22 protein-coding genes and 2 riboswitches are annotated in these 20,799 nt (G+C 70.1%); of the genes, 6 read left to right on the forward strand and 16 right to left on the reverse strand.

What is annotated here, in order from left to right; translation table 11 throughout:
- Window positions 1-5: 5 nt before the first annotated feature.
- The gene (locus tag ABGB14_RS34305; RefSeq protein ID WP_347648000.1) at window positions 6-575 is read right to left on the reverse strand and encodes an amino-acid N-acetyltransferase; all 570 of its coding nucleotides are present in this window, start codon (window positions 573-575) and stop codon (window positions 6-8) included.
- Window positions 576-845: 270 nt separating this feature from the next.
- Window positions 846-987: riboswitch (cyclic di-AMP (ydaO/yuaA leader) on the forward strand.
- Between the two features lie 6 nt (window positions 988-993).
- On the opposite strand from ABGB14_RS34305, the gene ABGB14_RS34310 reads away from it, so the two are divergent.
- Window positions 994-2,037, forward strand: a complete 1,044-nt coding sequence (locus tag ABGB14_RS34310) for a C40 family peptidase (protein WP_347648001.1) — start codon at window positions 994-996, stop codon at window positions 2,035-2,037.
- A 75-nt stretch (window positions 2,038-2,112) separates the two neighbouring features.
- Here the strand turns inward: ABGB14_RS34310 and ABGB14_RS34315 are convergent, their stop codons facing one another.
- From ABGB14_RS34315 to ABGB14_RS34345, 7 genes are all read right to left on the reverse strand, one after another.
- Entirely contained in the window at window positions 2,113-2,325 is a 213-nt protein-coding gene (locus ABGB14_RS34315; protein WP_347619962.1) for a LuxR C-terminal-related transcriptional regulator, read from the reverse strand.
- A gap of 607 nt (window positions 2,326-2,932) precedes the next feature.
- The gene (lysX, locus tag ABGB14_RS34320; RefSeq protein WP_347648002.1) at window positions 2,933-4,414 is read right to left on the reverse strand and encodes a bifunctional lysylphosphatidylglycerol synthetase/lysine--tRNA ligase LysX; all 1,482 of its coding nucleotides are present in this window, start codon (window positions 4,412-4,414) and stop codon (window positions 2,933-2,935) included.
- Window positions 4,415-4,463: 49 nt separating this feature from the next.
- Entirely contained in the window at window positions 4,464-5,246 is a 783-nt protein-coding gene (locus ABGB14_RS34325) for a type III pantothenate kinase (protein WP_347648003.1), read from the reverse strand.
- A gap of 3 nt (window positions 5,247-5,249) precedes the next feature.
- Window positions 5,250-7,793, reverse strand: coding sequence for an L-aspartate oxidase (locus ABGB14_RS34330; protein ID WP_347648004.1), 2,544 nt, complete (start codon window positions 7,791-7,793; stop codon window positions 5,250-5,252).
- A gap of 83 nt (window positions 7,794-7,876) precedes the next feature.
- Entirely contained in the window at window positions 7,877-8,713 is an 837-nt protein-coding gene (gene panC, locus ABGB14_RS34335) for a pantoate--beta-alanine ligase (RefSeq protein ID WP_347648089.1), read from the reverse strand.
- 48 nt (window positions 8,714-8,761) lie between these two features.
- Window positions 8,762-9,652: a DUF2520 domain-containing protein gene (locus ABGB14_RS34340; RefSeq protein WP_347648005.1), complete on the reverse strand. Its 891-nt coding sequence runs from the start codon at window positions 9,650-9,652 to the stop codon at window positions 8,762-8,764.
- 386 nt (window positions 9,653-10,038) lie between these two features.
- Window positions 10,039-10,266 carry a chaplin family protein gene (locus ABGB14_RS34345; RefSeq protein ID WP_132510477.1) on the reverse strand — a complete coding sequence of 76 codons (228 nt, stop codon included), beginning with the start codon at window positions 10,264-10,266 and terminating at the stop codon, window positions 10,039-10,041.
- A gap of 171 nt (window positions 10,267-10,437) precedes the next feature.
- On the opposite strand from ABGB14_RS34345, the gene ABGB14_RS34350 reads away from it, so the two are divergent.
- Window positions 10,438-11,400, forward strand: a complete 963-nt coding sequence (locus ABGB14_RS34350) for an SAM-dependent methyltransferase (RefSeq protein WP_347648006.1) — start codon at window positions 10,438-10,440, stop codon at window positions 11,398-11,400.
- On the opposite strand, the gene ABGB14_RS34355 is transcribed toward ABGB14_RS34350, so the two are convergent.
- Together ABGB14_RS34355 and ABGB14_RS34360 are read right to left on the reverse strand one after the other, a co-directional pair.
- A complete protein-coding gene (locus ABGB14_RS34355; RefSeq protein ID WP_347648007.1) occupies window positions 11,384-12,577 on the reverse strand; it encodes a cytochrome P450 in 1,194 nt (397 codons plus the stop codon). The genes ABGB14_RS34350 and ABGB14_RS34355 overlap by 17 nt on opposite strands.
- Window positions 12,577-13,362 (reverse strand): TerC family protein, encoded by a 786-nt coding sequence (locus ABGB14_RS34360; protein WP_347648008.1) that lies wholly within the window; start codon window positions 13,360-13,362, stop codon window positions 12,577-12,579. Before ABGB14_RS34360 ends, ABGB14_RS34355 begins: the two co-directional genes overlap by 1 nt.
- A gap of 114 nt (window positions 13,363-13,476) precedes the next feature.
- Window positions 13,477-13,592: riboswitch (SAM riboswitch) on the forward strand.
- Window positions 13,593-13,720: 128 nt separating this feature from the next.
- Between ABGB14_RS34360 and ABGB14_RS34365 the strand changes: the two genes are divergently transcribed.
- Window positions 13,721-14,926, forward strand: a complete 1,206-nt coding sequence (locus tag ABGB14_RS34365) for an aminotransferase class V-fold PLP-dependent enzyme (protein WP_347648090.1) — start codon at window positions 13,721-13,723, stop codon at window positions 14,924-14,926.
- A gap of 1 nt (window position 14,927) precedes the next feature.
- Here the strand turns inward: ABGB14_RS34365 and ABGB14_RS34370 are convergent, their stop codons facing one another.
- The gene (locus ABGB14_RS34370) at window positions 14,928-15,596 is read right to left on the reverse strand and encodes a DoxX family protein (protein ID WP_347648009.1); all 669 of its coding nucleotides are present in this window, start codon (window positions 15,594-15,596) and stop codon (window positions 14,928-14,930) included.
- Between the two features lie 124 nt (window positions 15,597-15,720).
- Between ABGB14_RS34370 and ABGB14_RS34375 the strand changes: the two genes are divergently transcribed.
- The 3 genes from ABGB14_RS34375 to ABGB14_RS34385 are packed head-to-tail and all read left to right on the forward strand — an operon-like array spanning window position 15,721 to window position 18,171.
- The gene (locus ABGB14_RS34375; protein ID WP_347648010.1) at window positions 15,721-16,866 is read left to right on the forward strand and encodes an NADH-quinone oxidoreductase subunit D; all 1,146 of its coding nucleotides are present in this window, start codon (window positions 15,721-15,723) and stop codon (window positions 16,864-16,866) included.
- On the forward strand, window positions 16,863-17,993 hold the full coding sequence (locus ABGB14_RS34380; protein ID WP_347648011.1) for an acyltransferase: 1,131 nt from the start codon (window positions 16,863-16,865) through the stop codon (window positions 17,991-17,993). Before ABGB14_RS34375 ends, ABGB14_RS34380 begins: the two co-directional genes overlap by 4 nt.
- Window positions 17,986-18,171, forward strand: coding sequence for a hypothetical protein (locus ABGB14_RS34385; RefSeq protein ID WP_347648012.1), 186 nt, complete (start codon window positions 17,986-17,988; stop codon window positions 18,169-18,171). The genes ABGB14_RS34380 and ABGB14_RS34385 overlap by 8 nt, the downstream gene beginning before the upstream one ends.
- Here the strand turns inward: ABGB14_RS34385 and ABGB14_RS34390 are convergent.
- From ABGB14_RS34390 to folP, 5 genes are read right to left on the reverse strand one after another with little or no spacing between them, the layout of a single operon-like run.
- Window positions 18,168-18,623 (reverse strand): DUF3180 domain-containing protein, encoded by a 456-nt coding sequence (locus tag ABGB14_RS34390; protein ID WP_347648013.1) that lies wholly within the window; start codon window positions 18,621-18,623, stop codon window positions 18,168-18,170. The two genes, ABGB14_RS34385 and ABGB14_RS34390, sit on opposite strands and share 4 nt — an antisense overlap.
- A complete protein-coding gene (gene folK, locus ABGB14_RS34395) occupies window positions 18,620-19,123 on the reverse strand; it encodes a 2-amino-4-hydroxy-6-hydroxymethyldihydropteridine diphosphokinase (RefSeq protein ID WP_347648014.1) in 504 nt (167 codons plus the stop codon). The genes ABGB14_RS34390 and folK overlap by 4 nt, the downstream gene beginning before the upstream one ends.
- Window positions 19,123-19,485 (reverse strand): dihydroneopterin aldolase, encoded by a 363-nt coding sequence (folB, locus tag ABGB14_RS34400; protein ID WP_347648015.1) that lies wholly within the window; start codon window positions 19,483-19,485, stop codon window positions 19,123-19,125. Before folB ends, folK begins: the two co-directional genes overlap by 1 nt.
- Window positions 19,475-19,921: a nuclear transport factor 2 family protein gene (locus tag ABGB14_RS34405; protein ID WP_132332063.1), complete on the reverse strand. Its 447-nt coding sequence runs from the start codon at window positions 19,919-19,921 to the stop codon at window positions 19,475-19,477. Before ABGB14_RS34405 ends, folB begins: the two co-directional genes overlap by 11 nt.
- Complete coding sequence (folP, locus tag ABGB14_RS34410) at window positions 19,918-20,724, reverse strand: dihydropteroate synthase (RefSeq protein ID WP_347648091.1); 807 nt, start codon at window positions 20,722-20,724, stop codon at window positions 19,918-19,920. The genes ABGB14_RS34405 and folP overlap by 4 nt, the downstream gene beginning before the upstream one ends.
- Window positions 20,725-20,799 lie beyond the last annotated feature (75 nt).

Below are 20,799 nucleotides of genomic sequence, written 5' to 3' on the forward strand. Positions count from 1 at the left end.
AACAATCACCTTTCCATGTGGTCAAGGTCCGCGTCACCCGACGACAGATGGAGCAGCATGCGGGTGTTGCCCAGGGTGTTCGGCTTGACGTGTTCCAGGTCGAGGAACTCCGCTACACCCTCGTCATACGAGGCCAGCAGCTCGGCGTAGACCTCGGGGGAGACCGGCGTGCCCTGGATGCGGCGAAAACCATGCCTCGCGAAGAAGTCGACCTCAAAAGTAAGACAGAATACACGTTGCAGACCAAGATCTTTGGCCTGCTGGATGAGCGCTGAGACGATCCGGTGACCGACGCCCGCGCCGCGGCATTCGGGATCGACGGCCACCGTGCGGACCTCTGCGAGGTCCTCCCAGAGCACGTGGAGCGCGCCACAGCCGACGATCTGCCCGCCACGCTCGGCCACCCAGAACTCCTGCACGTCTTCGTACAGCGTCACCGTGGCCTTCTTCAGGAGCCGCGAGCCCGCGCCCGCATAGGTGTCGACCAGGCGCCTGACCCCCCGCACGTCAGGCGTGCGCGCACGCCGGACCACCACCGCGGTCTCGGGCACAGTCAGTTCGGCCACCTGCTCCATGGCTCTCCAGAGTACAGATGTCATTACGGCTCGGACCTAACTCACATCTCTCCGCCCATCCTGTTACATCTCGTGGCCGAGCGAGCACGGCGTCGCGCCGGGCGATCGTTCGGGAGTAAGCGCCACATACGGTCACTCCTGCCCGACTGGCACCGAGACCACCTCGTGACCCTTCGGTTGCGAAACCTCTACGGAGTTGGCAGTTCTGGTTGAGCAGGAACCCGGAGTGCATTAGTGTCCAGCGACGATGATCCCCGCGTGTCGCGCGCGGGGGGAAGCACGCTCAATTCCCTCAGGGAAGCCGGGGACCCGCCGGTGGCGACCGCCACCACGGGGTGAATCCGAGTTTTTCGGTAGGGCTGCTCCGGCCCGAACCCGTCAGCTAACCCGGTAGGCGTCTATGAGAGGAGCCTGGTTGGTGAAGCGCACGCTCAACCGTGGGAGGAAGTCGGCGGGCAAGCACGCCCGCCCCCCGGAACGCGCCCTGTCGCGTCACCGCCTCGGTGTGGCGAGTTTCACAGTCGCCGCGCTGCTGTTCTCGGTTCCCACCGTCCCGGCGTCCGCCGACCCCAAGCCCTCGCTCAAAGACCTCGCCACGCGGGTCGAGAAGATGCACGTCGAGATCGAGACGCTGACCGAGCAGTACAACGGGCAGCGGGAGAAGCTGAAGACGGCCAAGAAGGCCGCCGAGGCCGCGCAGAAGACGCTGACGGCCAGCGAGACAGACCTGGCGGCCAAGCGTGCCAAGGCCGTCCTGCTCGCCCAGAACGCCTACATCACGGGCGGTCTGAGCCGTGCGCTGGCGTTCACCTCATCCGAGGACCCCGGCAACTTCCTCGACCGCGCCGCGACCACGTTCGCGATCGAGCAGCGGCAGGGCGAGGAGCTCAACCAGCTCACCAAGGCCAGGAAGGCCGCCGAGCGCGCCAGGGCGAGCGCCAAGTCGCGCATCAGCGAGGTCGAGAAGATCGTCAAGGACCTCGACGCCAAGCGCGGCAAGATCAGCAAGCTGGTCGCCAAGGTCGAGAGCAACCTGTTCAGGCGGGCGCTGGGCGAGGCCGGTCGTCCCGGCACCCGCGCCACCCGCGTCAACCTGCCGATCGCGGGCAGCGGAAAGGCCGCGCAGGCGGCACGGTGGGCGCTCACGCAGCAGCTCAAGCCGTACGTCTGGGGAGCAGAGGGTCCTGGCTCCTACGACTGCTCCGGCCTGGTGATGGCGGCCTACCAGCGGGTGGGCATCTCGCTGCCGCACTACACAGGCAACCAGTGGACGGCCGGGCGGCACATCTCACGCGACGAGATGCGTCCAGGCGACCTGGTGTTCTTCTACAGCGACCTGCACCACGTGGGCATCTATCTGGGCGGCGGCATGATGGTGCACGCCCCTCGGACGGGTGATGTGGTGCGGATCGCGTCGATCGAACGGCGGCCGTTCGCGGGCGCGGTGCGCATCGCCGACTGAGGTTCTGCACGTGAAGGCCCAGTGAGCGAGCCCAGTGAGCGGGCCCAATGAGTGGGCACCAGTGCGCGGGTGCCGCTAGATCAGCTGGCGGCGTGCCGCCCACGCCACGGCCTCGATCGCGGTGGCGACGCCGATGCGGTCGCAGATGCCGCGCAACCTCCGGCGTACGGTGCGGCCGCTGATGTCCAGTCGCCTGCCCACCCGATCGACCGTGACTCCTCTGGCGAGTTCCGCCAGTAACGCCAGATCCGCATGGCTCAGCTCAACGCCTTCTGTGAGCACTTCCATCGGGAGCCCTCCCCCCCAACAGCAGGCCTGGACCCTCTTAGCCAGGCCACAGCCGCTCCTCGCAGACGGTAAACGCATCATGGAAAGGTCGTCAAGCATGACGATCGCCGCTCTTGACCAGCACCGTTGACATGATCCGCCACGGGTTGCCGGGGCTCGTCCGCCGGCGGTCCTCGCCGCCCGACGTACGGTCCGCGCGCCCTCTCGGTCAGGCCCGGCCCGGCGCCGACCGGTCCGGGCGGCGTCCCGGTTTTTGATCCATCCGCGCGCGATTTACTGCATGATCCATACGTGCGGGCGGGAACGCTCAGCCGCTCTTCACCACGGGCGGCGGCACGCGGCAAGCCAGGAGTCACCTTATTTCCGGGCCTGTGCGTGCATCACCGTCATGATGGACCCAGCGCTGCCGGACGTCCCCCGCAGAACTCCGCACACTCGCGCGCCACTCGCCCGCGGTCTTGACCCGATGCTGACAAGCCCGGCCCCGATCCCGGGGCAGGACGGCCGATCGTCCGTCACCGCTTCCCCGGCACGACGGAGCGCCCGCCCGGCTCGCCGCGCGCGCGAGCACCCCGCCGCAACCGGTGCGGCGGGATGCCACGTGGCCTCAGTGAGTGGGCTTGACCAGGGGGAACAAGATGGTCTCGCGGATGTTCTTACCGGTGAACGCCATGATCATCCGGTCGATCCCGGCGCCCATGCCGCCCGTCGGCGGCATCGCGTATTCGAGCGACTGCAGGAAGTCCTCGTCGAGCTGCATGGCCTCCGGGTCACCGCCCGCGGCCAGCAAGGACTGCTCGACCAGGCGGCGGCGCTGCTCGATGGGGTCGTTGAGCTCGGAGTAGCCGGTGCCCAGCTCGGTGCCGAACCCGATGAGGTCCCACTTCTCCGTGACCAGCGGGTCGTCGCGGTGCTGCCGGGCCAGCGGCGAGGTCTCCAGCGGATAGTCCATGACGAACGTGGGCTGGATGATCGTGTGCTCGACGAGCGCCTCGAAGAGCTCCTGCACGAGCTTGCCCGCGCCCCACTTCGGATCCCAGGGGATCTCGCGCCGGTCGGCGATCTTGCGCAGCTCTTCGAGCGAGGTCGAGGTCGTGATCTGCTCGCCGACGGCCTCGGACACCGCGCCGTAGAGGGTGACGCGCGGCCACTCGGGGATGCCCAGGTCGACCTCGACACCGTCGTGCACGACCACCGAGGTGTCCAGGGCGGCCACGACGGCCTTCTGGTACATCCGCTGCGTCAGGTCGGCGATGCCGTTGTAGTCGAGGTAGGTGCCGTAGGCCTCGACCATGGTGAACTCGGGGTTGTGCGTCGAGTCGGCGCCCTCGTTGCGGAAGTTTCGGTTGATCTCGAAGACCTTCTCGATGCCGCCGACCACGAGCCGCTTGAGATAGAGCTCGATCGCGATGCGGAGATAGAGCTCCATGTCGTAGGCGTTGATGTGGGTCTTGAACGGCCGGGCCGTGGCGCCGCCGTGGATCGGCTGCAACATCGGCGTCTCGACCTCGAGGTAGCCCTCCTCGTGCCAGAAGTCGCGAACAGCGCGCACGGTGGCGCTGCGGACCCCGGCCATCTTCCTCGACTCGTCGTTGACGATCAGGTCGACGTAGCGCTGGCGGACCCGGGCCTCCGGATCGGTGAGCCCGACGTGCTTCTCCGGCAGCGGGCGCAGGCACTTGCTGGTGATCTGCCAGCTGTCGGCCAGCACGGACAGCTCGCCCCTGCGCGAGGTGATGACCTCGCCGGTCACGCCCACGTGGTCGCCCAGGTCGACGTCGTGCTTCCAGCGGGCCAGCGAATCCTCGCCCACCTTGTCGAGCGAGATCATGACCTGCAGGTCGGCGCCGCCGTCGCGGAGCGTGGCGAAGCAGAGCTTGCCGCCCACGCGGTTGAGCATGACGCGGCCCGCGACCGAGACCGTGTCACCGGTGGCGGTGTCGGGCTCCAGGCCCTGGTATTTCTCCCTGACCTCGGCGTTGGTGGCCGTGCGTGGGAAAAGCACCGGGTAAGGGTCGACGCCCTCGCTGCGAAGGCGGTCGAGCTTCTCCCTCCGGATGCGCATCTGCTCGGGAAGTTCGTCGCTCACAACAACAAAGGGTAGGGGATCCGGCGAACCGCAGTGACTCGTCCAGGTCTCACGCCACGTTGCGGTGGTAGATCAGCCGCAGCCCGATGAGGGTCAGCCACGGCTCGTGCACGTCAATCAAGCGCGACTCGCCCACCACCAGCCCCGCGTGCCCGCCGGTGGCCACGACCGTCACCTCGTCGGGGTCGTCGGCCAGCTCCGCGGCGATGCGCTCCACGATGCCGTCGACCTGGCCGGCGAAGCCGTAGATGATGCCGGCCTGCAGGGCCTCGACGGTGTTCTTCGCGATCACCGAGCGGGGGCGTACGAGCTCGACCTTGTGCAGTTGTGCCCCGGCGGCGGCCAGCGCGTCGACCGAGATCTCGATGCCGGGCGCGGTGACCGCGCCGACGTATTCGCCCTTGGCCGACACCGCGTCGAACGAGGTCGCGGTGCCGAAGTCGACGATGACGCACGGGCCGCCGTACTGGTCGATGGCCGCCAGCGCGTTGACGATGCGGTCGCTGCCGACCTCCTTGGGGTTGTCCATGCGTACGGGGACGCCGGTGCGGATGCCCGGCTCCACGATCACCGCGGTCACGTCGCCGTAGTAGCGGCGGCACATCTCGCGCATCTCGTTGAGCACGCTCGGCACGGTGGAGCAGATGGCGATGCCGTCGATGTCGGCCCCTTTGAGCAGCGGCGACTGCGTCAGCAGACCCTGCAGCACGACCGCGATCTCGTCGGCGGTGCGGCGGGCGTCGGTGGCCAGCCGCCAGTGCTCGATGACGTCCTCGCCCTCGAACAGCCCCAGCACCGTGTGCGTGTTGCCGACGTCGATCGTGAGCAGCATCAATTACCCCCGCAGATCAAGTGCGATGTCCAGGGCCGGCGCCGAGTGCGTAAGCGCTCCCACCGCAAGGTAGTCCACGCCAGTGTCAGCCACATCACGAGCCGATTCCAAGGTCAATCCCCCGCTTGCTTCAAGGGCAACCCTGTTTCCCACCTGCTTTTTCACGATTTGTACGGCACGCGCGGTGTCCTCGATCGTGAAGTTGTCCAGCAGGATCTCCTCGGCACCCTCGTCCAGCACGGCCTCCAGCTGGTCCAGCCGGTCGACCTCCACCTCGATCGGCAGGTCGGGGTAGCACTCCCGCACCGCCCTGAACGCCTCGGCCACGCCCCCCGCCGCCACCACGTGGTTGTCCTTGATCAGGGCGGCGTCCGACAACGACATCCGGTGGTTCACGCCGCCGCCGCAGCGCACGGCGTACTTCTCCAGCGCCCGCAGCCCCGGCAGCGTCTTGCGGCTGTCGCGCACGCGCGCCGCCGTACCGCTGATCGCCTCGACCCACCTGCCCGTCAGCGTGGCCACCCCGGACAGGTGCGTGAGCAGGTTGAGCGCGGTGCGCTCGGCCGTCAGCAGCGCCCTGACCGGCCCTTCGACGGTCATCAGCACGTCGCCCGCCCGCACCCGGTCACCGTCCTTGGCCCCGCGCTCCGAGCGGTCCGCCCCCAGCCTTACGAACACCGCCTCGGCCACGGCCAGCCCGGCGACGATGCCGTCCTTGCGGGCCACCACGTCGGCGACCGCGTGCCGGTCGGCCGGGACGGTGGCCAGGCTCGTCACGTCGCCCTTCTCCCGCAGGTCCTCCTCCAGCGCCCGGTCGATCAGCGCGTCCACGGCTACCGGATCGAGCCCGGCCGCGGTCAGCTCCCGCGCCGCGGCCTCGCGGTCACCGATCCGCCGCGAACTCGCGTCCTCATGAGGTGTGTACGTCATGCGCGGGCCCTCCTCCGTCAGGGTCACGTCCAGGTGACCCAGCCATTCGTCGTCGTCGCGGGTGCCGTGGTCCTCGCGCCAGTGCGAGCCACGGGTCTCGAGCCTGGCCGTCGCCGCGCCGGTGAGCACGGTGGCGACGGTGAGCAGGTTGGTGGCCTCCCACGACTCGGTGCACGCGGGCACCGCGACGGGTGTCCAGCGGGCGTCCCGCAGCGCCTTCGCCGTGAGGAGCAGGGACTCGCGGCTGCGCAGGACGCTCGCCCCCATGCTCATGTGGCCCTGAATTCTGGGGCGCGTCCGCGGGTCCACCAGCCCGGACGCCGCCTCCCCGTCCACCGGCTCTCCCGGCTCGGGGCGTACGCGGTGGATGTCCTCGGCGATGCGCTCGGCGAAGACGAGGCCTTCGAGCAGGGAGTTGGAGGCGAGCCGGTTCGCGCCGTGCACGCCCGTGCAGGCCACCTCGCCGCACGCGTACAAACCTTCGATGGAGGTGCGCCCGCGCAGGTCCGTACGGACACCGCCGCTGGCGTAGTGGGCGGCCGGAGCGACGGGGATCAGCTCGGCGGCCGGGTCGATGCCGTGCTCGCGGCAGACGGCGTAGATCGTGGGGAAGCGGGCCTGCCACGTGTCGCGGCCGAAGTGGCGGCCGTCGAGGTAGACGTGTTCGTGCCCGGTCTCGCGAATCCTCCGCATGATCGCCTTGGCCACGACGTCGCGCGGCGCAAGGTCGGCCAGGTCATGCTCGCCGCGCATGAACCGTTCGCCCTCGTGGTCGACCAGGAACGCGCCCTCGCCCCTGACCGCCTCGGAGATCAGCGGCTGCTGCCCGGTCGATGCGGGGCCGAGCCACAGGACGGTCGGGTGGAACTGCACGAACTCGAGGTCGCGCACCACGGCCCCGGCCCGCAGCGCCAGCGCCACCCCGTCGCCGGTGGATACGGCGGGGTTGGTCGTGGCGGCGTAGACCTGGCCCATGCCGCCCGTGGCCAGCACCACGGCTCTGGCGCGCACCGCGCCCACCCCGTCACGCGCGCCCTCGCCCATGACGTGCAGCGTCACGCCCCTGGCCCGCCCCTCGGCGTCCTTGAGCAGGTCGAGCACCAGGGCGTGCTCGATCACCTCGATCGTTCCCGCGCGGACCGCCTCGACGAGCGCCCGCTGCACCTCCGCGCCGGTGGCGTCGCCGCCCGCGTGCACGATCCGGCGCCGGCGGTGGCCGCCCTCCCTGGTGAGCTGGAGCTCGCCGCCGGAGGTCCGGTCGAACCGCGCGCCGCGGGCCATGAGCCGCCGCAACGCGCCCGGCCCCTCCGTCACCAGCGTGCGCACGGCCGCCACGTCGCACAACCCCACCCCGGCGAGCAATGTGTCGCTCAGGTGCTGGTCGGGGGTGTCCTGCGGGTGGAGCACGGCCGCGATGCCGCCCTGGGCCCACCGGGTCGAGCCGGCCGACAGCACGTCCTTGGTCACGACCAGGACCTTGGCCGCCGGCTCCAGCTCGGCGTAGCGCAGGGCCGCGGTCAGGCCCGCGATGCCCGACCCCACGACGACCACGTCGGCCTCGACGGTCCAGCCTGGCGCGGGGGCGGTCAGACGCAGGGGAATCGCCGGTGCACTCATGGGGGTCTCCTCGCTTGGGCGATCTCGTCATTATGACGATAACCCCTCGCTCCTGATGGCCTCGCCCCGGGGTGCCCGCAGGCTCAGGCGCGGGTCAACGTCACGCTGACGTTGTCGATCAGACGCGTCGCCCCGACCCTGGCGGCCACCGCGAGCACGGCCATGCCTTCGTACGAGTCGTCCACCTCGGCGAAGGTGGCCGGGTCGACGAGGACCAGGTAGTCGACGTCAAGGCCGGGCCCCGCCGTGTCGAGCACCTCCCGCGCCGCCGCGCGGATCCTGGACGGCGTGAGCTCGGCCGCGCCGGCCCGCAGCGCTCGCGAGAGCGCCAGCGCCACCCGCCGGTCGTCGTCGGACAGGAACCGGTTGCGGCTGGACAGGGCCAGGCCGTCGGGCTCGCGCACGGTGGGCACGTCGAGGATCTCGATCGGCAGGTCGAGATCGGCGACCATGCGGCGGATGAGGGCGAGTTGCTGGGCGTCCTTCTGCCCGAACACCGCCCGGTCGGGCTGGACCACGTTGAACAGCTTGAGCACCACGGTGAGCACCCCGTCGAAGTGACCGGGCCGCGCCGCGCCCTCGACGAGCTCGCCCATCCGGCCGGCGGAGACGCTCACCTGGCGGTCGGGCGCGTACATGTCCTCGACGGCCGGATGGAAGACGACGTCGACCCCCTCGGCCCGGCACGCGTCGAGATCCGCCTCGAATGTACGGGGATAACGCGAAAAATCCTCATTAGGAGCAAATTGCAGAGGATTGACGAAGATGCTGACCACGACATGATCGGCACGAGCGCGCGCCTGCCTGATCAGCGCCTTGTGCCCCTCGTGCAACGCGCCCATGGTCGGCACCAGGGCCACCTCGCCACCACCACGCGCCTTGACCAGGTCTTCCCGGTTTCTGGCGACGATCAGCTCCATCATGCCCCTTCGTGCCACTCCTCCAGGCGACGGCGCCCTCGTGGCGCGTCAAGTCCATATATTGCCCCCCAGCGCGTCGAGGAGCCGCTCCGCCTCCTCGGGTTTGAGCAGGCCCGCGGCGAGCGCCCGGTCGGCCGTGAGCCTGGCCAGCGCGATGTAGGCGTCGGCCGCCTCGGGAGCGGCCAGGATCAGCGCGTCGACGTGCTTGCGCACGGTGCCGGCGTCGCCGCGCACCACGGGGCCGGTGAGCCCGGCGATGCCGAGCCGCAGCACGTTGTCGAGCGCGGCGCCGAGCAGCGGCCCCAGCATCCGGCCGGGGTGGTCGACGCCGATGCGTACGAGCAGGTCGGACGACTCGGCGATGAGCGTGACCATGTGGTTGGCCGCTCCCGCCAGCGCCGCGTGGTAGAGCGGGCGGTCGGCGTCGGCGATCCAGACCGGCTCTCCGCCCATCTCGATCACCAGGGCCTCGGCGATGGGACGCAGCACGTCGGGCGCGGTCACGCCGTAGGAGATGCCGGTGAGCTTGTTGAGGTCGTCGTCGCGGCCGGTGAACGTCATCACCGGGTGCAGCGCGAGCGGCAGGGCGCCGGCCTCGGCCGCCGGGTCGAGCACCGACAGCCCGTACGCCCCGCTGGTGTGCGCCAGCAGCTTGCCGTGCAGGTCGGCCCCCGTGGACGCCAGCCCGTTGACCAGGTCGGGCAGCGCGTCGTCCGGCACGGTGAGCAGGATCAGCTGGGCCGCGGCCACGACCTCGTCGGGCCGGACCGGCGTGACGCCGAGCCGGTCGGCGGCCCACCGTTGCGAATTGTCGGACACCCCGCTGGCGGCCACCACCCGGTGACCCGCCTGCGCCAGCGCGGCGCCGAGGGCAGAGCCGACCTTGCCCGCTCCGAGCACGCCGACGGTCAGCCGTGCCGGGCGATCACCCGCGTCCATGACCTCACCCCTGTCGACTGCGAACGAGAAAGCCGCTGCGCACTGCCGCTCACGGGTCTCGACCAGGGACGGCAGCTCGCTGATGCGGGCCTCTTCTTCGTGATGGCGTTGCCGACCAGGGTAACGGCCTCCTGGAGCCGAGCATGTGACCGTGCCTTTGCCGCGCGTTGAGTTAACGACAAAAGCGACAAGGGCATACAAAAAACGCACCCCCTGTCGGAAGAGATGAGGAGAGGGGTTCATCGCATGGCAGCGGGCGCCGAGTCACCTGGACCCGACGCCCGCGAAAGATGCGAATCCCTTGGAGGTGCACCGGGCCGGCCGACCGCCGACTGACCGACCCGGACGGACCCGGGCCGGCCTGCGCCGGCCCGGGCTCGCCTCACTCAGTGGTGGCTGGGCACGTGGGCGAAGGCGCCGCCCTTGCAGCCGGCGAGGGCCCCGCCGATCACGGCCACCGCGTTGCCGCAGACGTTGACCGGGATGGCGATGGGCAGGTGCAGCTGGTTGCCCGAGGCGATGCCGCCTGCGCCACTGGTGATGTCGGCGTGCGCGGGGGCGGCGAGGGACAACATCGCGACGGCTCCGGCGACGACCATGGCCTTCTTCAGCATGAGGGCTCCTCTCGATTGCGCGGCCGCCTTGAGGGCCGCAGGACGTGCTCGACCAAGAGAACGGAAAGTGGCCTCTCGGTGACAATGCGTCAACCGTACCCCAAGCCAAGGACACTCAGTAGTCTTTCCATAACGCACCGTGCCCGGCGAAAGTCATGAGATAGTCCAGACATGTGGCTCACCTGGCGCGCCGCGACGGAGCGCGCGCTCTACGGCGAGGGGGGCTTCTACCTCCGCGAACGCCCTTCGGGCCACTTCCGCACCTCGGTCAGCGCCTCCCCCGCGTTCGCCGACGCGGTGCTGGCGCTGCTCGCCGAGGTGGACGCCGAGCTCGGCTCCCCCGGCGTGCTCGATCTGGTCGACATCGGCGCGGGCGAGGGCACCCTGGTCACCCAGGTCCTGGCCGCCGCCGAGCCAGGCCTGCGCGACCGGCTGCGCATCACCGCCGTCGACCTCTGCCCCCGGCCAGAGGGCGTGCCCGAACGGATCCGCTGGCGCCCCGACCTGCCCGCCGCCGTCACCGGGCTGGCCATCGCCAACGAATGGCTCGACAACATCCCGCTCGACGTGGTGGAGCAGACCCCCCAGGGCCCGCGGCTGCTCATGGTCGACGTCCGCACCGGCGAGGAACGGCTCGGCGGCCCGCCCGCGCCGGCCGACCGCGAATGGCTCGAACGATGGTGGCCGTTGCTCCGGGTGGGGGCTCGCGCGGAGATCGGCTGCCCCCGCGACAGGGCCTGGGCGTCGGTCCTGGACCGCCTCGTCAAAGGCAGAGCGATCGCCATCGATTACGCACATCCTGTGGATAACCGTCCGCCCTGTGGGACCCTGACCGGATACCGCGACGGCGCGGTCGTGACCCCCGTCCCCGACGGCACCTGCGACATCACGGCGCATGTCGCGCTCGACGCGTGCGCGGAGGCCGGCCGCGGAGCCGGGGCGATATCCACAACCTTGTCCACACAGCGTGACGCCCTCAAGGCCCTCGGCATCACCGGCGCCAGGCCCCCCGCCGACCTGGCCCACGCCGATCCGCGCGGCTACCTGCGCGCCCTGGCCAGAGCCTCCGAGGAGGGCGAGCTGATCGACCCGTCGGGTCTCGGCGGCTTCGGCTGGCTCAGCCAGTCGCGGTGAGCTCCAGGGACCGCAGGCCGCGGATGACGTAGCCCGGCTTCCACTCCGGCTCCTGCCGCAGCTCCAGCGTGGCCGCGCGGTCCAGGAGCGCCCCGAACGACTCCATGAGCTCGATCCTGGCCAGCGGCGCTCCCAGGCAGAAGTGGATCCCGGCGCCGAAGGATATGTGCGGGTTGTCGGCACGGCCGACGTCGAGCCTGTCAGGGTCGTCGAACACCGTCTGGTCCCGATTGGCCGACCCGAACAACAACGCCACCTCCGCGCCACGCGGGATCTCCACGCCGTGCACCTCGATGTCCTCCAGCACCCAGCGCTCGAACATCTGCAGCGGCGTGTCCCAGCGCATCAGCTCCTCCACGGCCGTGGGCAGCAGCGAGGGGTCCCCGCGCAGCCGTACGAGCTCGGCGGGGTTTCTGAACAGCGACCACCAGCCGTTGCCCGTCACGTTCACGGTGGCCTCGTGACCGGCGTTGAGCAGCAGGACGCACGTGCCGACCAGCTCGTCCTCGGTCAGCTCGGCGATCTGGGTGAGCGCGCTGATCAGATCGTCGCCGGGGCGCGGCCGGCGCTCGGCGGCCAGGGCCCTGAGGTAGCCGGCGAACTCCTCCGCCGCTCGGACCGCGGCGTGCTGGGCGTCGGGGGCGGGGTTGAGCTCGTACATGCCGCAGATGCCGGCCGACCACGGGCGCAGCAGGTGGCGGTCCTGGTCGGGGATGCCGAGCATCTCGGCGATCACGGTGACCGGCAGCGGCTCGGCGACCTCGGCGATCAGGTCGCCGCCGCCCTTGGCGACGTACGTGTCCACCAGCTCCCGGGCGATGGCGCGCACGCGGGGGCGCAGCGACTCGACCATGCGCGGCGTGAACGCCTTGGAGACCAGCCGGCGCAGCCTCGTGTGCACCGGCGGCTCCACGTCGAGCATGCCTGCCCTGATCACCCGCCAGAACGGCTCCTGGAACTCCGGCTCCGGCGGCCTGCCGAACTCCTCGTGCGTGGCCACGTGCAGGTAGGACCGGCCCAGGCGGCGGTCTCTGAGCAGCGCGTTGACGTCCGCGTGGCGCGAGATCAGCCACTGGTTCGTCGGTTCGAAGTAGCTGATCGGGGCCTCGCGCCGCAGCTCTTCGTAGACGCCGTACGGGTGAGCCACGAAATCCGGATTCCAGGGATCAAAGCGCATCATTTCATCTTAGAAGCCGGATCCTCCGTCGCGGGAGTGCCCTCTTCCGTCTCCTCCTCCAACGCCCGCTGCCTGGCGTGCCTGCCGCGCATGCGGATGTTCAGCAGCTCCACGATCACCGAGAACGCCATCGCGAAGTAGATGTAGCCCTTGGGGATGTGCTGGCCGAGCCCCTCGGCGACGAGCATCACCCCGATCAGCACGAGGAACGCCAGCGCCAGCATCTTGATGGTCGGATGCCGGTCGACGAACCTGCTGATCGGCCCGGAGGCGAACAACATCACCAGCACCGCCACCACGACCGCCGCGACCATCACGCCGAGCTCGTCGACCATGCCGACGGCCGTGATCACGGAGTCGAGCGAGAAGACGACGTCGAGCACCATGATCTGCACGATGACGGACGTGAAGGAGGCCGCCGCGGCCTTCCTGCCGTCCTTGCCGTGCGGCCCCTCCATGCTGTGGCCGATCTCCGTGACGCTCTTGGCCAGCAGGAACAGGCCGCCCAGGAGCAAGATCAGATCGCGTCCCGAGATGTCGTGGCCGAAGACCGCGAACAGCGGATCGGTCAGGCGTACCACCCACGACAGCCCGAGCAGCAGGAGCAGGCGGCTGATCAGCGCCGCGGCCAGGCCGAGCACGCGGGCCCGGTCACGCTGCTCCGGGGGCAGCTTGCCCGCCAGGATGGAGATGAAAATGATGTTGTCGATCCCCAGCACGATCTCCAGGGCGACGAGGGTGAGAAAACCGATCCAGATTTGCGGGTCAGCCACCCATTCCAGCATTTACGCACCTCCAAGGCATGTGACGGCGGGTCTCCCGGTAGCAACGACTCAGCTGTCCCATAAGTTCGCCCGCTTGCGATCCATGCCCTGGTACGGGTTATAGTCCTTGACGTAGGTCATGAGTGCCAGCGACAAGCCCCGGCTAGCTGGCCGGCAACCCTCGCGTCCGCGGCGGGGTGCCCCGGGTGAAGACCTGGTCCGTCACGAGGTGTGGCGGGCAAGCGCGGGCTCCGCTGGCTGCTCCAGGGGTCCGACGACCCCGAGGAGGATTGCCGTGTCCACGCTGACGATCTTCAAGTCCGCTCACGTCCGGGCGGACGAGGCTCCCGCCACCACCGAGGAACCGCGCGTCCCCGCCGTGCTCGGCGCCGACCTCAAGGTCCCGGTCAAGGGCGGCAGGCTGGTGAGCTACGCCAACCTCGACTACGCCGCCAGCGCCCCTTGTCTCGCGCCGGTCAGCGCGGCCGTCGCCGCCGCGCTCCCGGCCTACTCCAGCGTCCACCGCGGCGCGGGCTACGCCTCCCAGCTCACCACCGCCCGCTACGAGCAGGCCCGTCACACGGTCAGCGCGTTCGCCGGCGCCCGGCCGGACGACGCCGTGATCTTCACCCGCAACACCACCGACGCCACCAACCTGCTCGCCCGCTGCCTGCCCGAGGGCACGACCACCGTGGTCTTCGACACCGAACACCACGCCTCCCTCCTCCCCTGGCCCCGGTCCGTACGGCTGGCGCCGCCCGCCCTCCCCGGCCAGGCCGTGCGCGCCGCCGACGACGCGCTGGCCGCGATCGACGGGCCCAAGCTGCTCGTGGTCACCGCCGCCTCCAACGTCACCGGCGAGCTGTGGCCCATCGCCGCGCTGGCCCACATCGCGCACCGGCACGGCGCCAGGATCCTGGTGGACGCCGCGCAACTCGTACCGCACCGGCGGCTCAACCTCACCGCGCTCGATCTCGACTACGTGGCCTTCTCCGGGCACAAGCTCTATGCGCCCTTCGGGGCCGGCGTGCTGATCGGGCGGCGTGACTGGCTTGCCGAGGCGGAGCCGTACCTGAGGGGCGGGGGCGCGGTCCGGTCGGTGGCCGGCGCCGTCGAGTGGCACGACGACCCGGAGCCGCGGCACGAGGCGGGCACGCCGAACGTGCTCGGCGCCATCGCGCTGGCCGCGGCCTGCGACGCGCTCACCGCCACCGGGTGGACCCCGCTGGTGCGGGAGGAGGAGCGGCTGGTCGCCCGGCTGCGTGCCGGTCTCGCCTCGATCGAGGGCGTACGCGAGCTGTCCCTGTGGGGGGAGGACCACCCGCGCGTGGGCATCGTGTCGTTCACCGTCGACGGACGCCCGGCCCGCGAGGTGGCGGAGGTGCTGTCCGGCGAATATGGCATCGGGGTGCGCGACGGCAAGTTCTGCGCGCACCCGTTCGTCCGTCACCTGGTGGACGTGCACTCGGGCGGCGGCTGCGAGGACGGCACGGCATCAGCGGTGCGCGCCTCGATCGGCATCGGCACCACGCAGGAGCACGTGGACCGGCTGATCGAGGCGCTGCGCGACCTCACCTCCCGCTGAGTCAGCCTTTCGGCGGTTCGCCGCGGCGCGGGGGCGGCTCGTCGCCGACCAGGGCGTCGATGTCCCGCATGTCCTTGTCGCTGAGCGTGCTGTCCTTCGGCGCGCTCGGCTGCCGGGGCACCTGGGGAGGCTCCTGCTGCGCCGGCTCGGGCGTCGTCGGCCCCCCGGCCGCACCGGTCGTCGTCGTGCCGGTCGTGGCCGTGCCGGGCCTGGCGGGCGCGCGGGCGGCGAGCTCCACCTCGGCCGCACGGCGTTCGGCACGCCTGCGCGACATCGTGCGGACGATGCCGTCCAGGCCGAACCTGCCGCCGCCCAGCACGAGGAACAGCAGGCTCAGCGTGCCCAGTGCGCCAGGCAGCTCCCAGCCGTTGTCGGAAGACAACGGGGTGAGCCCCCAGTGCACGAAGAAGATGGCGCCCAGCATGTTGATCAGCAGCAGCAACGCCACCGGCCTGACCAGCAGGCCAAGGATGAGGAAGATGCCGCCGACGGTCTCCACGACGGTCGCGTAGGAGGCGGCCAGCTCGGGCAGCGGGATCCCCGACTCCCTGAAGCCCTGTGCGGTGGCGCCGAGGCCGCCCTGCCACTTCTGCCATCCATGAGCAAGGAAGATCACGCCTGTCACCACGCGCGCGATCAGGGCCGCGACGTCGAACAATACCCTTTTCATGGTTATTTCTCCCCCCATTCCAGGTATCCCTCCCCATGTCCGACTTCGGGATGCATGGTCATACCAAGCTTTGACCGTCCACCCCGCGCTGGATCGACACCCACGACGGTGGCAGCATGGCCGTATGACGGAACGCGTGGTCGGACTCGGTGCGGGCGCGAAAGAACTGGCCACCGAGGACATGATCCTCAACATCGGCCCCCAGCACCCGTCGACCCACGGGGTGCTCAGGCTCCGGCTGACGCTCGACGGCGAGCGCATCGCCACCGCCGAGCCGATCATCGGCTACATGCACCGCGGCGCGGAGAAGTTGTTCGAGGTCCGCGACTACCGCCAGATCATCATGCTCGCCAACCGGCACGACTGGCTGTCGGGGTTCGCCAACGAGCTGGGCGTGGTGCTCGCCGCCGAACGCCTGCTCGGCATGGAGCCGCCCGTCCGGGCCGTGTGGGCGCGTACGCTGCTCGCCGAGCTCAACCGGGTGCTCAACCACCTGATGTTCCTCGGCTCCTACCCCCTGGAACTAGGCGCGATCACCCCGCTGTTCTACGCCTTCGACGAGCGCGAGCGCATCCAGGCCGTCATGGAGGAGATCTCCGGCGGACGCATGCACTACATGTTCAACCGGGTCGGCGGGCTCAAGGAGGACCTGCCACTCGGCTGGCTCGACCGCGTGTCGGCGGCCGTCGAGCAGACCCGCCGCCGCGTGCCCGACATCGAGAACCTCATCCTGCACAACGACATCTTCCTGGCCCGCACCACGGGCGTCGGCGTGCTGACCCACGACCAGATCATGCAGTACGGCGTCAGCGGCCCCATCGCCCGCGCCTCCGGCGTCGACTTCGACCTGCGCCGCGACGACCCCTACCTCGCCTACCCCGAACTGCCCGTCAAGGTGGTCACCAGGAGCGCCGGCGACTGCCACGCCCGCTTCGAGGTCCTGCTCGAACAGCTCAAGGTCTCGCTCGACCTGGCCGACGCCTGCGCCGAACGGCTGCGCGCGCTTCCCCCCGGGCCGATCAACCAGCGGCTGCCCAAGGTGCTCAAGGTGCCGGAGGGCCACACGTACGCGTGGACCGAGAACCCGCTCGGCATCAACGGCTACTACCTCGTCTCCAAGGGCGACAAGACGCCGTGGCGGCTCAAGCTGCGCTCAGCCTCCTACAACAACGTCCAGGTCCTGCGCGAGATGTTGCCCGGCCACCTGGTGGCCGACATGGTCGCCATCCTCGGCTCGATGTTCTTCGTCGTGGGTGACATCGACAAGTGACGACGCAAGAACGCGACAAGTACGTCGACTGGCTGCGCGCCCTGAGCCTGATCGTCGTGGTGGTGTGGCACTGGGCGTTCACCATTCTCGAGTGGAAGCCGCACGGCCCCGAGCCCACCAGCCCGCTGGGCTTCACCTCCGGCCTGTGGATCCTCACCTGGCTGCTGCAGGTGCTGCCGCTGTTCTTCTACGTCGGCGGTCACGTCCACCTGCTGTCCTGGAACCGGGCCAGAGCCCAGGGCGTCGGCATCGGCTCGTTCGTCCTGCGGCGCATCCGCGCGCTGGCCTTACCCGCACTGTTCCTGTCCGGCGTGTGGGTCCTCATCGGAGCCACCGTCACGTGGGCGTTCGACGTCGACTGGATGTGGCGGGTGGTGCTGCTGGTGCTCAGCCCGCTGTGGTTCCTCGGCGTCTACCTGGTGCTGATCGCGCTGCTGCCGGTGGCGCTCTGGCTGCACAACCGCTACGACGTGCTCGCCCTGATCTGGCTCGGCGGCGCGGCCCTGGTGATCGACGTGGTGCGCTTCAGCTACGGCGTCGACCCGGCGGGCTGGCTCAACATGCTCATCGTCTGGGGGCTCGCCCACCAGGCCGGCTTCTTCTACGACCGGGTCGTGGCGCTGCCCCGGCGCTACGACAAGGGGCTGCTGTGGACGGGGCTGTTCGCCCTGTTCGGGCTGGTCTACTCGGGCATCTATCCCGGGTCGATGGTAGGCGTGCCCGGCGACAAGTGGTCCAACATGGCGCCGCCCACGTTCGTGATCGTGGCCCTCCTTCTCTTCCAGATCGGCCTCGTCGAGGTGCTGCGGCCGTCCATGGAGCGCGTGCTCGTGCGGCCGGGCTGGCGCCGGGTGAACGACTTCATCAACCGCTACTCGCTGCCGCTGTTCCTCTTCCACACCACGGGAATGGCCATCGCGCTGGGGTTGTCGTGGTGGTGGTTCGGCACCATGGGCACGCGGATCCCGCCCGACCTGAAATGGTGGCTGGAGCGCCCCATCGCCGTCATCGGCCCGCTGGTCTGCACCGCCCCGGTCATCTACCTCTTCGGCCGACGCCGCCGCACGCCTGTACGTCAAAAGCAGGGCGAGGACGTCGGCCGCTCCCTAGGCTCGGAACATGGCTGACATCGGCTTTCACGCCACCGCCGAGGACGAGCGGATCATCCGTGCCGCGCTGCGGGAAGGTGAGCGGCCGAGCGACGTGATCCGCCGCGCGCTCCGCGTCCTGCACCGGGAGATGTGGCACGACCGGGTCCGCAGAGGCGTCCGGCGCAGCACCGAAGACCTTCCCGGCGAGCACTAGTCGCGCTTCTGCTCCTCGGGCTCCTTGGGGATGCGGCAGGCGTGCTCCAGGTAGAGGGCGGCGCAGACGAGCACGACGCACGACACCAACGACCCCGTGGCGACGAGGAACTCGCCCCTCGGCGTCTCCCTGTCGAGCAGTTGCACGGTGTGCAGCCCGAACCCGGCGAAGATCCCCCCGAACACCGCCCCCGCATACGCCGACGCCTTCGCCAGCGCGGCCAGCCGGGCCACCGCCATCGGCTCCACCGGCTTCGTGCCGGGTTTCCGCCCGATCCGGGCCTTGGTCAGCCACGCGGTGTAGCCCTCGCCGATGGCCAGCAACGTCACCGTGGGGATCGCGGTCCACGGCATGAGCGGCAGGTCGGAGTAGACGGGCCGGATCACCACCCAGGTGAGCAGCGCGACGACGACGAGGATGCCGACCAGATGGCCGGGGCGGGTGGGCCTCAATCCGGCCTCTGCAGTTTGAGATCCTCGCGCAGGCGTACGCCCTGCCGGTCGAGCCCCTCCAGCAGGTCGGCCACCCGGCCGCGCCCGGGCAGCACCGCCTCGGGGTCGGCCTTCGACCACGGCACCAGCACGAACGCGCGCTCGTGAGCGAGCGGATGCGGCAGCGTCAGCTCGGGATCGTCGCTGACGGACTCGCCCACCACGATCAGGTCGACGTCGAGCGTGCGCGGCCCCCACCGCTCCTCGCGGACCCTGCCGAAGGCGTCCTCGACGTTGAGCGCCCGCTCCAGCAGCCGCGCCGGCTCCAGCGTGGTCTCGGCGATCACGATCGCGTTGAGGTAGGGGCGCTGCCCGGACGGGCCGCCGACCGGGTCGGTCTCGTAGACGGGGGACGCCTGGACGAACTCCAGCCCAGGGGCGTCGAACAGGGTGTCGACGGCGCCCTGCAACGTCTGGAAGCGAGGACCAAGGTTGCTGCCCAGGGCGATGACGGCCTTCATCAGCGGCTCCGCTCGATCGTCACGACCACATCGTCGAACGGCAGCGGGATGGGCGCCGCCGGCTTGTGCACGCTCACCTCGGCCTTGCGCACCAGCTCGCTGGACAGGCACACGTCGGCCAGCCGCTGCGCGAGCGTCTCGATCAGCTCGACCGGCTCCCCCTCCACAACCCTGACCAGGGCCTCGGCCAGCTCGCCATAGTGGACGGTCTTGGCGAGGTCGTCGCCCGCCGCCGCCGGGGCGGTGTCGAGGAACAGCGTCGCGTCGATCACGAACTCCTGCCCGAGCTCCCGCTCGGCAGCGAGCACGCCGTGTCTCCCCCAGGCCCGCAGACCCTTGAGAGCGATGCGGTCAGCGCTCAAGCTCGCCGTCCTCCTCCTCGTCGTCGTCACTCTGGAGCACCGGCGAGCCGTGGTGCATCCACAACCGCCATCCCTGCGGGGTGCGGAGGTAGACGTTGCTGGCCACCACCTTGCCCGCGGCGAAGCTGGACTCACCCTCCTCACCCGCGGTGAGGATGTTCTCGACGCAGGTGAGCACGGCCACGTCACCCAGCACGGTCGTGTTGACGTCGGTCAGCACGAACTGGATGTAGGTGGTGTTGGCCATGATCAACGCCCAGGACCGCAGCACCTCGGAGCGGCCCGTCAGCAGGGTCCAGCCCGGGTGCACGCAGCTCACCTGCTCGTCACCGGAGTCCTCCGCCCAGATCTCGGTCATCTTGTCGAGATCGGCGTTCTCGATCGCGGTGTAGAACTCCTGGTTCACCGTCTCGATAGCGGCGGTGTCGACGCTCATGTGTTGGCTCCGGCTCTCTTCCATGCGGCGGCCACGCGCACGGCATCGGCATTGGGACCTACCTCGTGCACGCGCACGCACCAGGCGCCCGCGTGGGCGGCCAGCGCGGTCACCGCCAGCGTGGCGTCGTCGCTGCGGCTGAACGGCCGGGGTGTGCCGTCGGGGTCGGCCAGCAGCCGGCCGAGGAACCGTTTGCGCGACGCCCCCACCAGCAGCGGGAAACCCATCTCGGCGAGTTTCGGGATGCCTGCCAGCAGCGCCCAGTTGTGGTCGGCGTTCTTCGCGAAGCCGAGCCCCGGGTCGATCACGATCTGCTCCTCCGTGACGCCCTCCGCCAGCACCAGGTCGACCCGCTTGCTCAGCTCCTCGCGCACCTCGGTGACCACGTCGGCGTAGACGGCACGGCTGTCCATGTCGTGGCTGTGGCCGCGCCAGTGCATCACGACGTAGGGGACGCCGGTCGCGGCGACCGCGCGGGGCATGTCGGGGTCGGCCAGCCCGCCGCTCACGTCGTTGACGAGCCGTGCGCCCGCCTCGACCGCGGCCCTCGCGACCTCCGCTCGCATCGTGTCGACGCTGACCCGCACGCCCTCCGCGTCGAGCGCCCTGATCACCGGGACGACCCGGGCCAGCTCTTCCTGCAGCGACACCCTGGCGGCGCCGGGACGGGTGGACTCGCCGCCCACGTCGACGATGTCGGCGCCCTCACGGACCAGGTCGAGGCCGTGCCGGATCGCGACGTCCTCGTCGAACCACCGGCCGCCGTCGGAGAACGAATCGGGCGTCACATTGACCACGCCCATGACAAGGCACCGATCCGCACCTCCCGGCACGTTCATGGGCACGCTAGTCATGGACCAAGCCTAGGCGCTTGCGGA

It is taken from the genome of Nonomuraea sp. B10E15, assembly GCF_039871615.1.
Taxonomy (GTDB): Bacteria; Actinomycetota; Actinomycetes; order Streptosporangiales; family Streptosporangiaceae; genus Nonomuraea.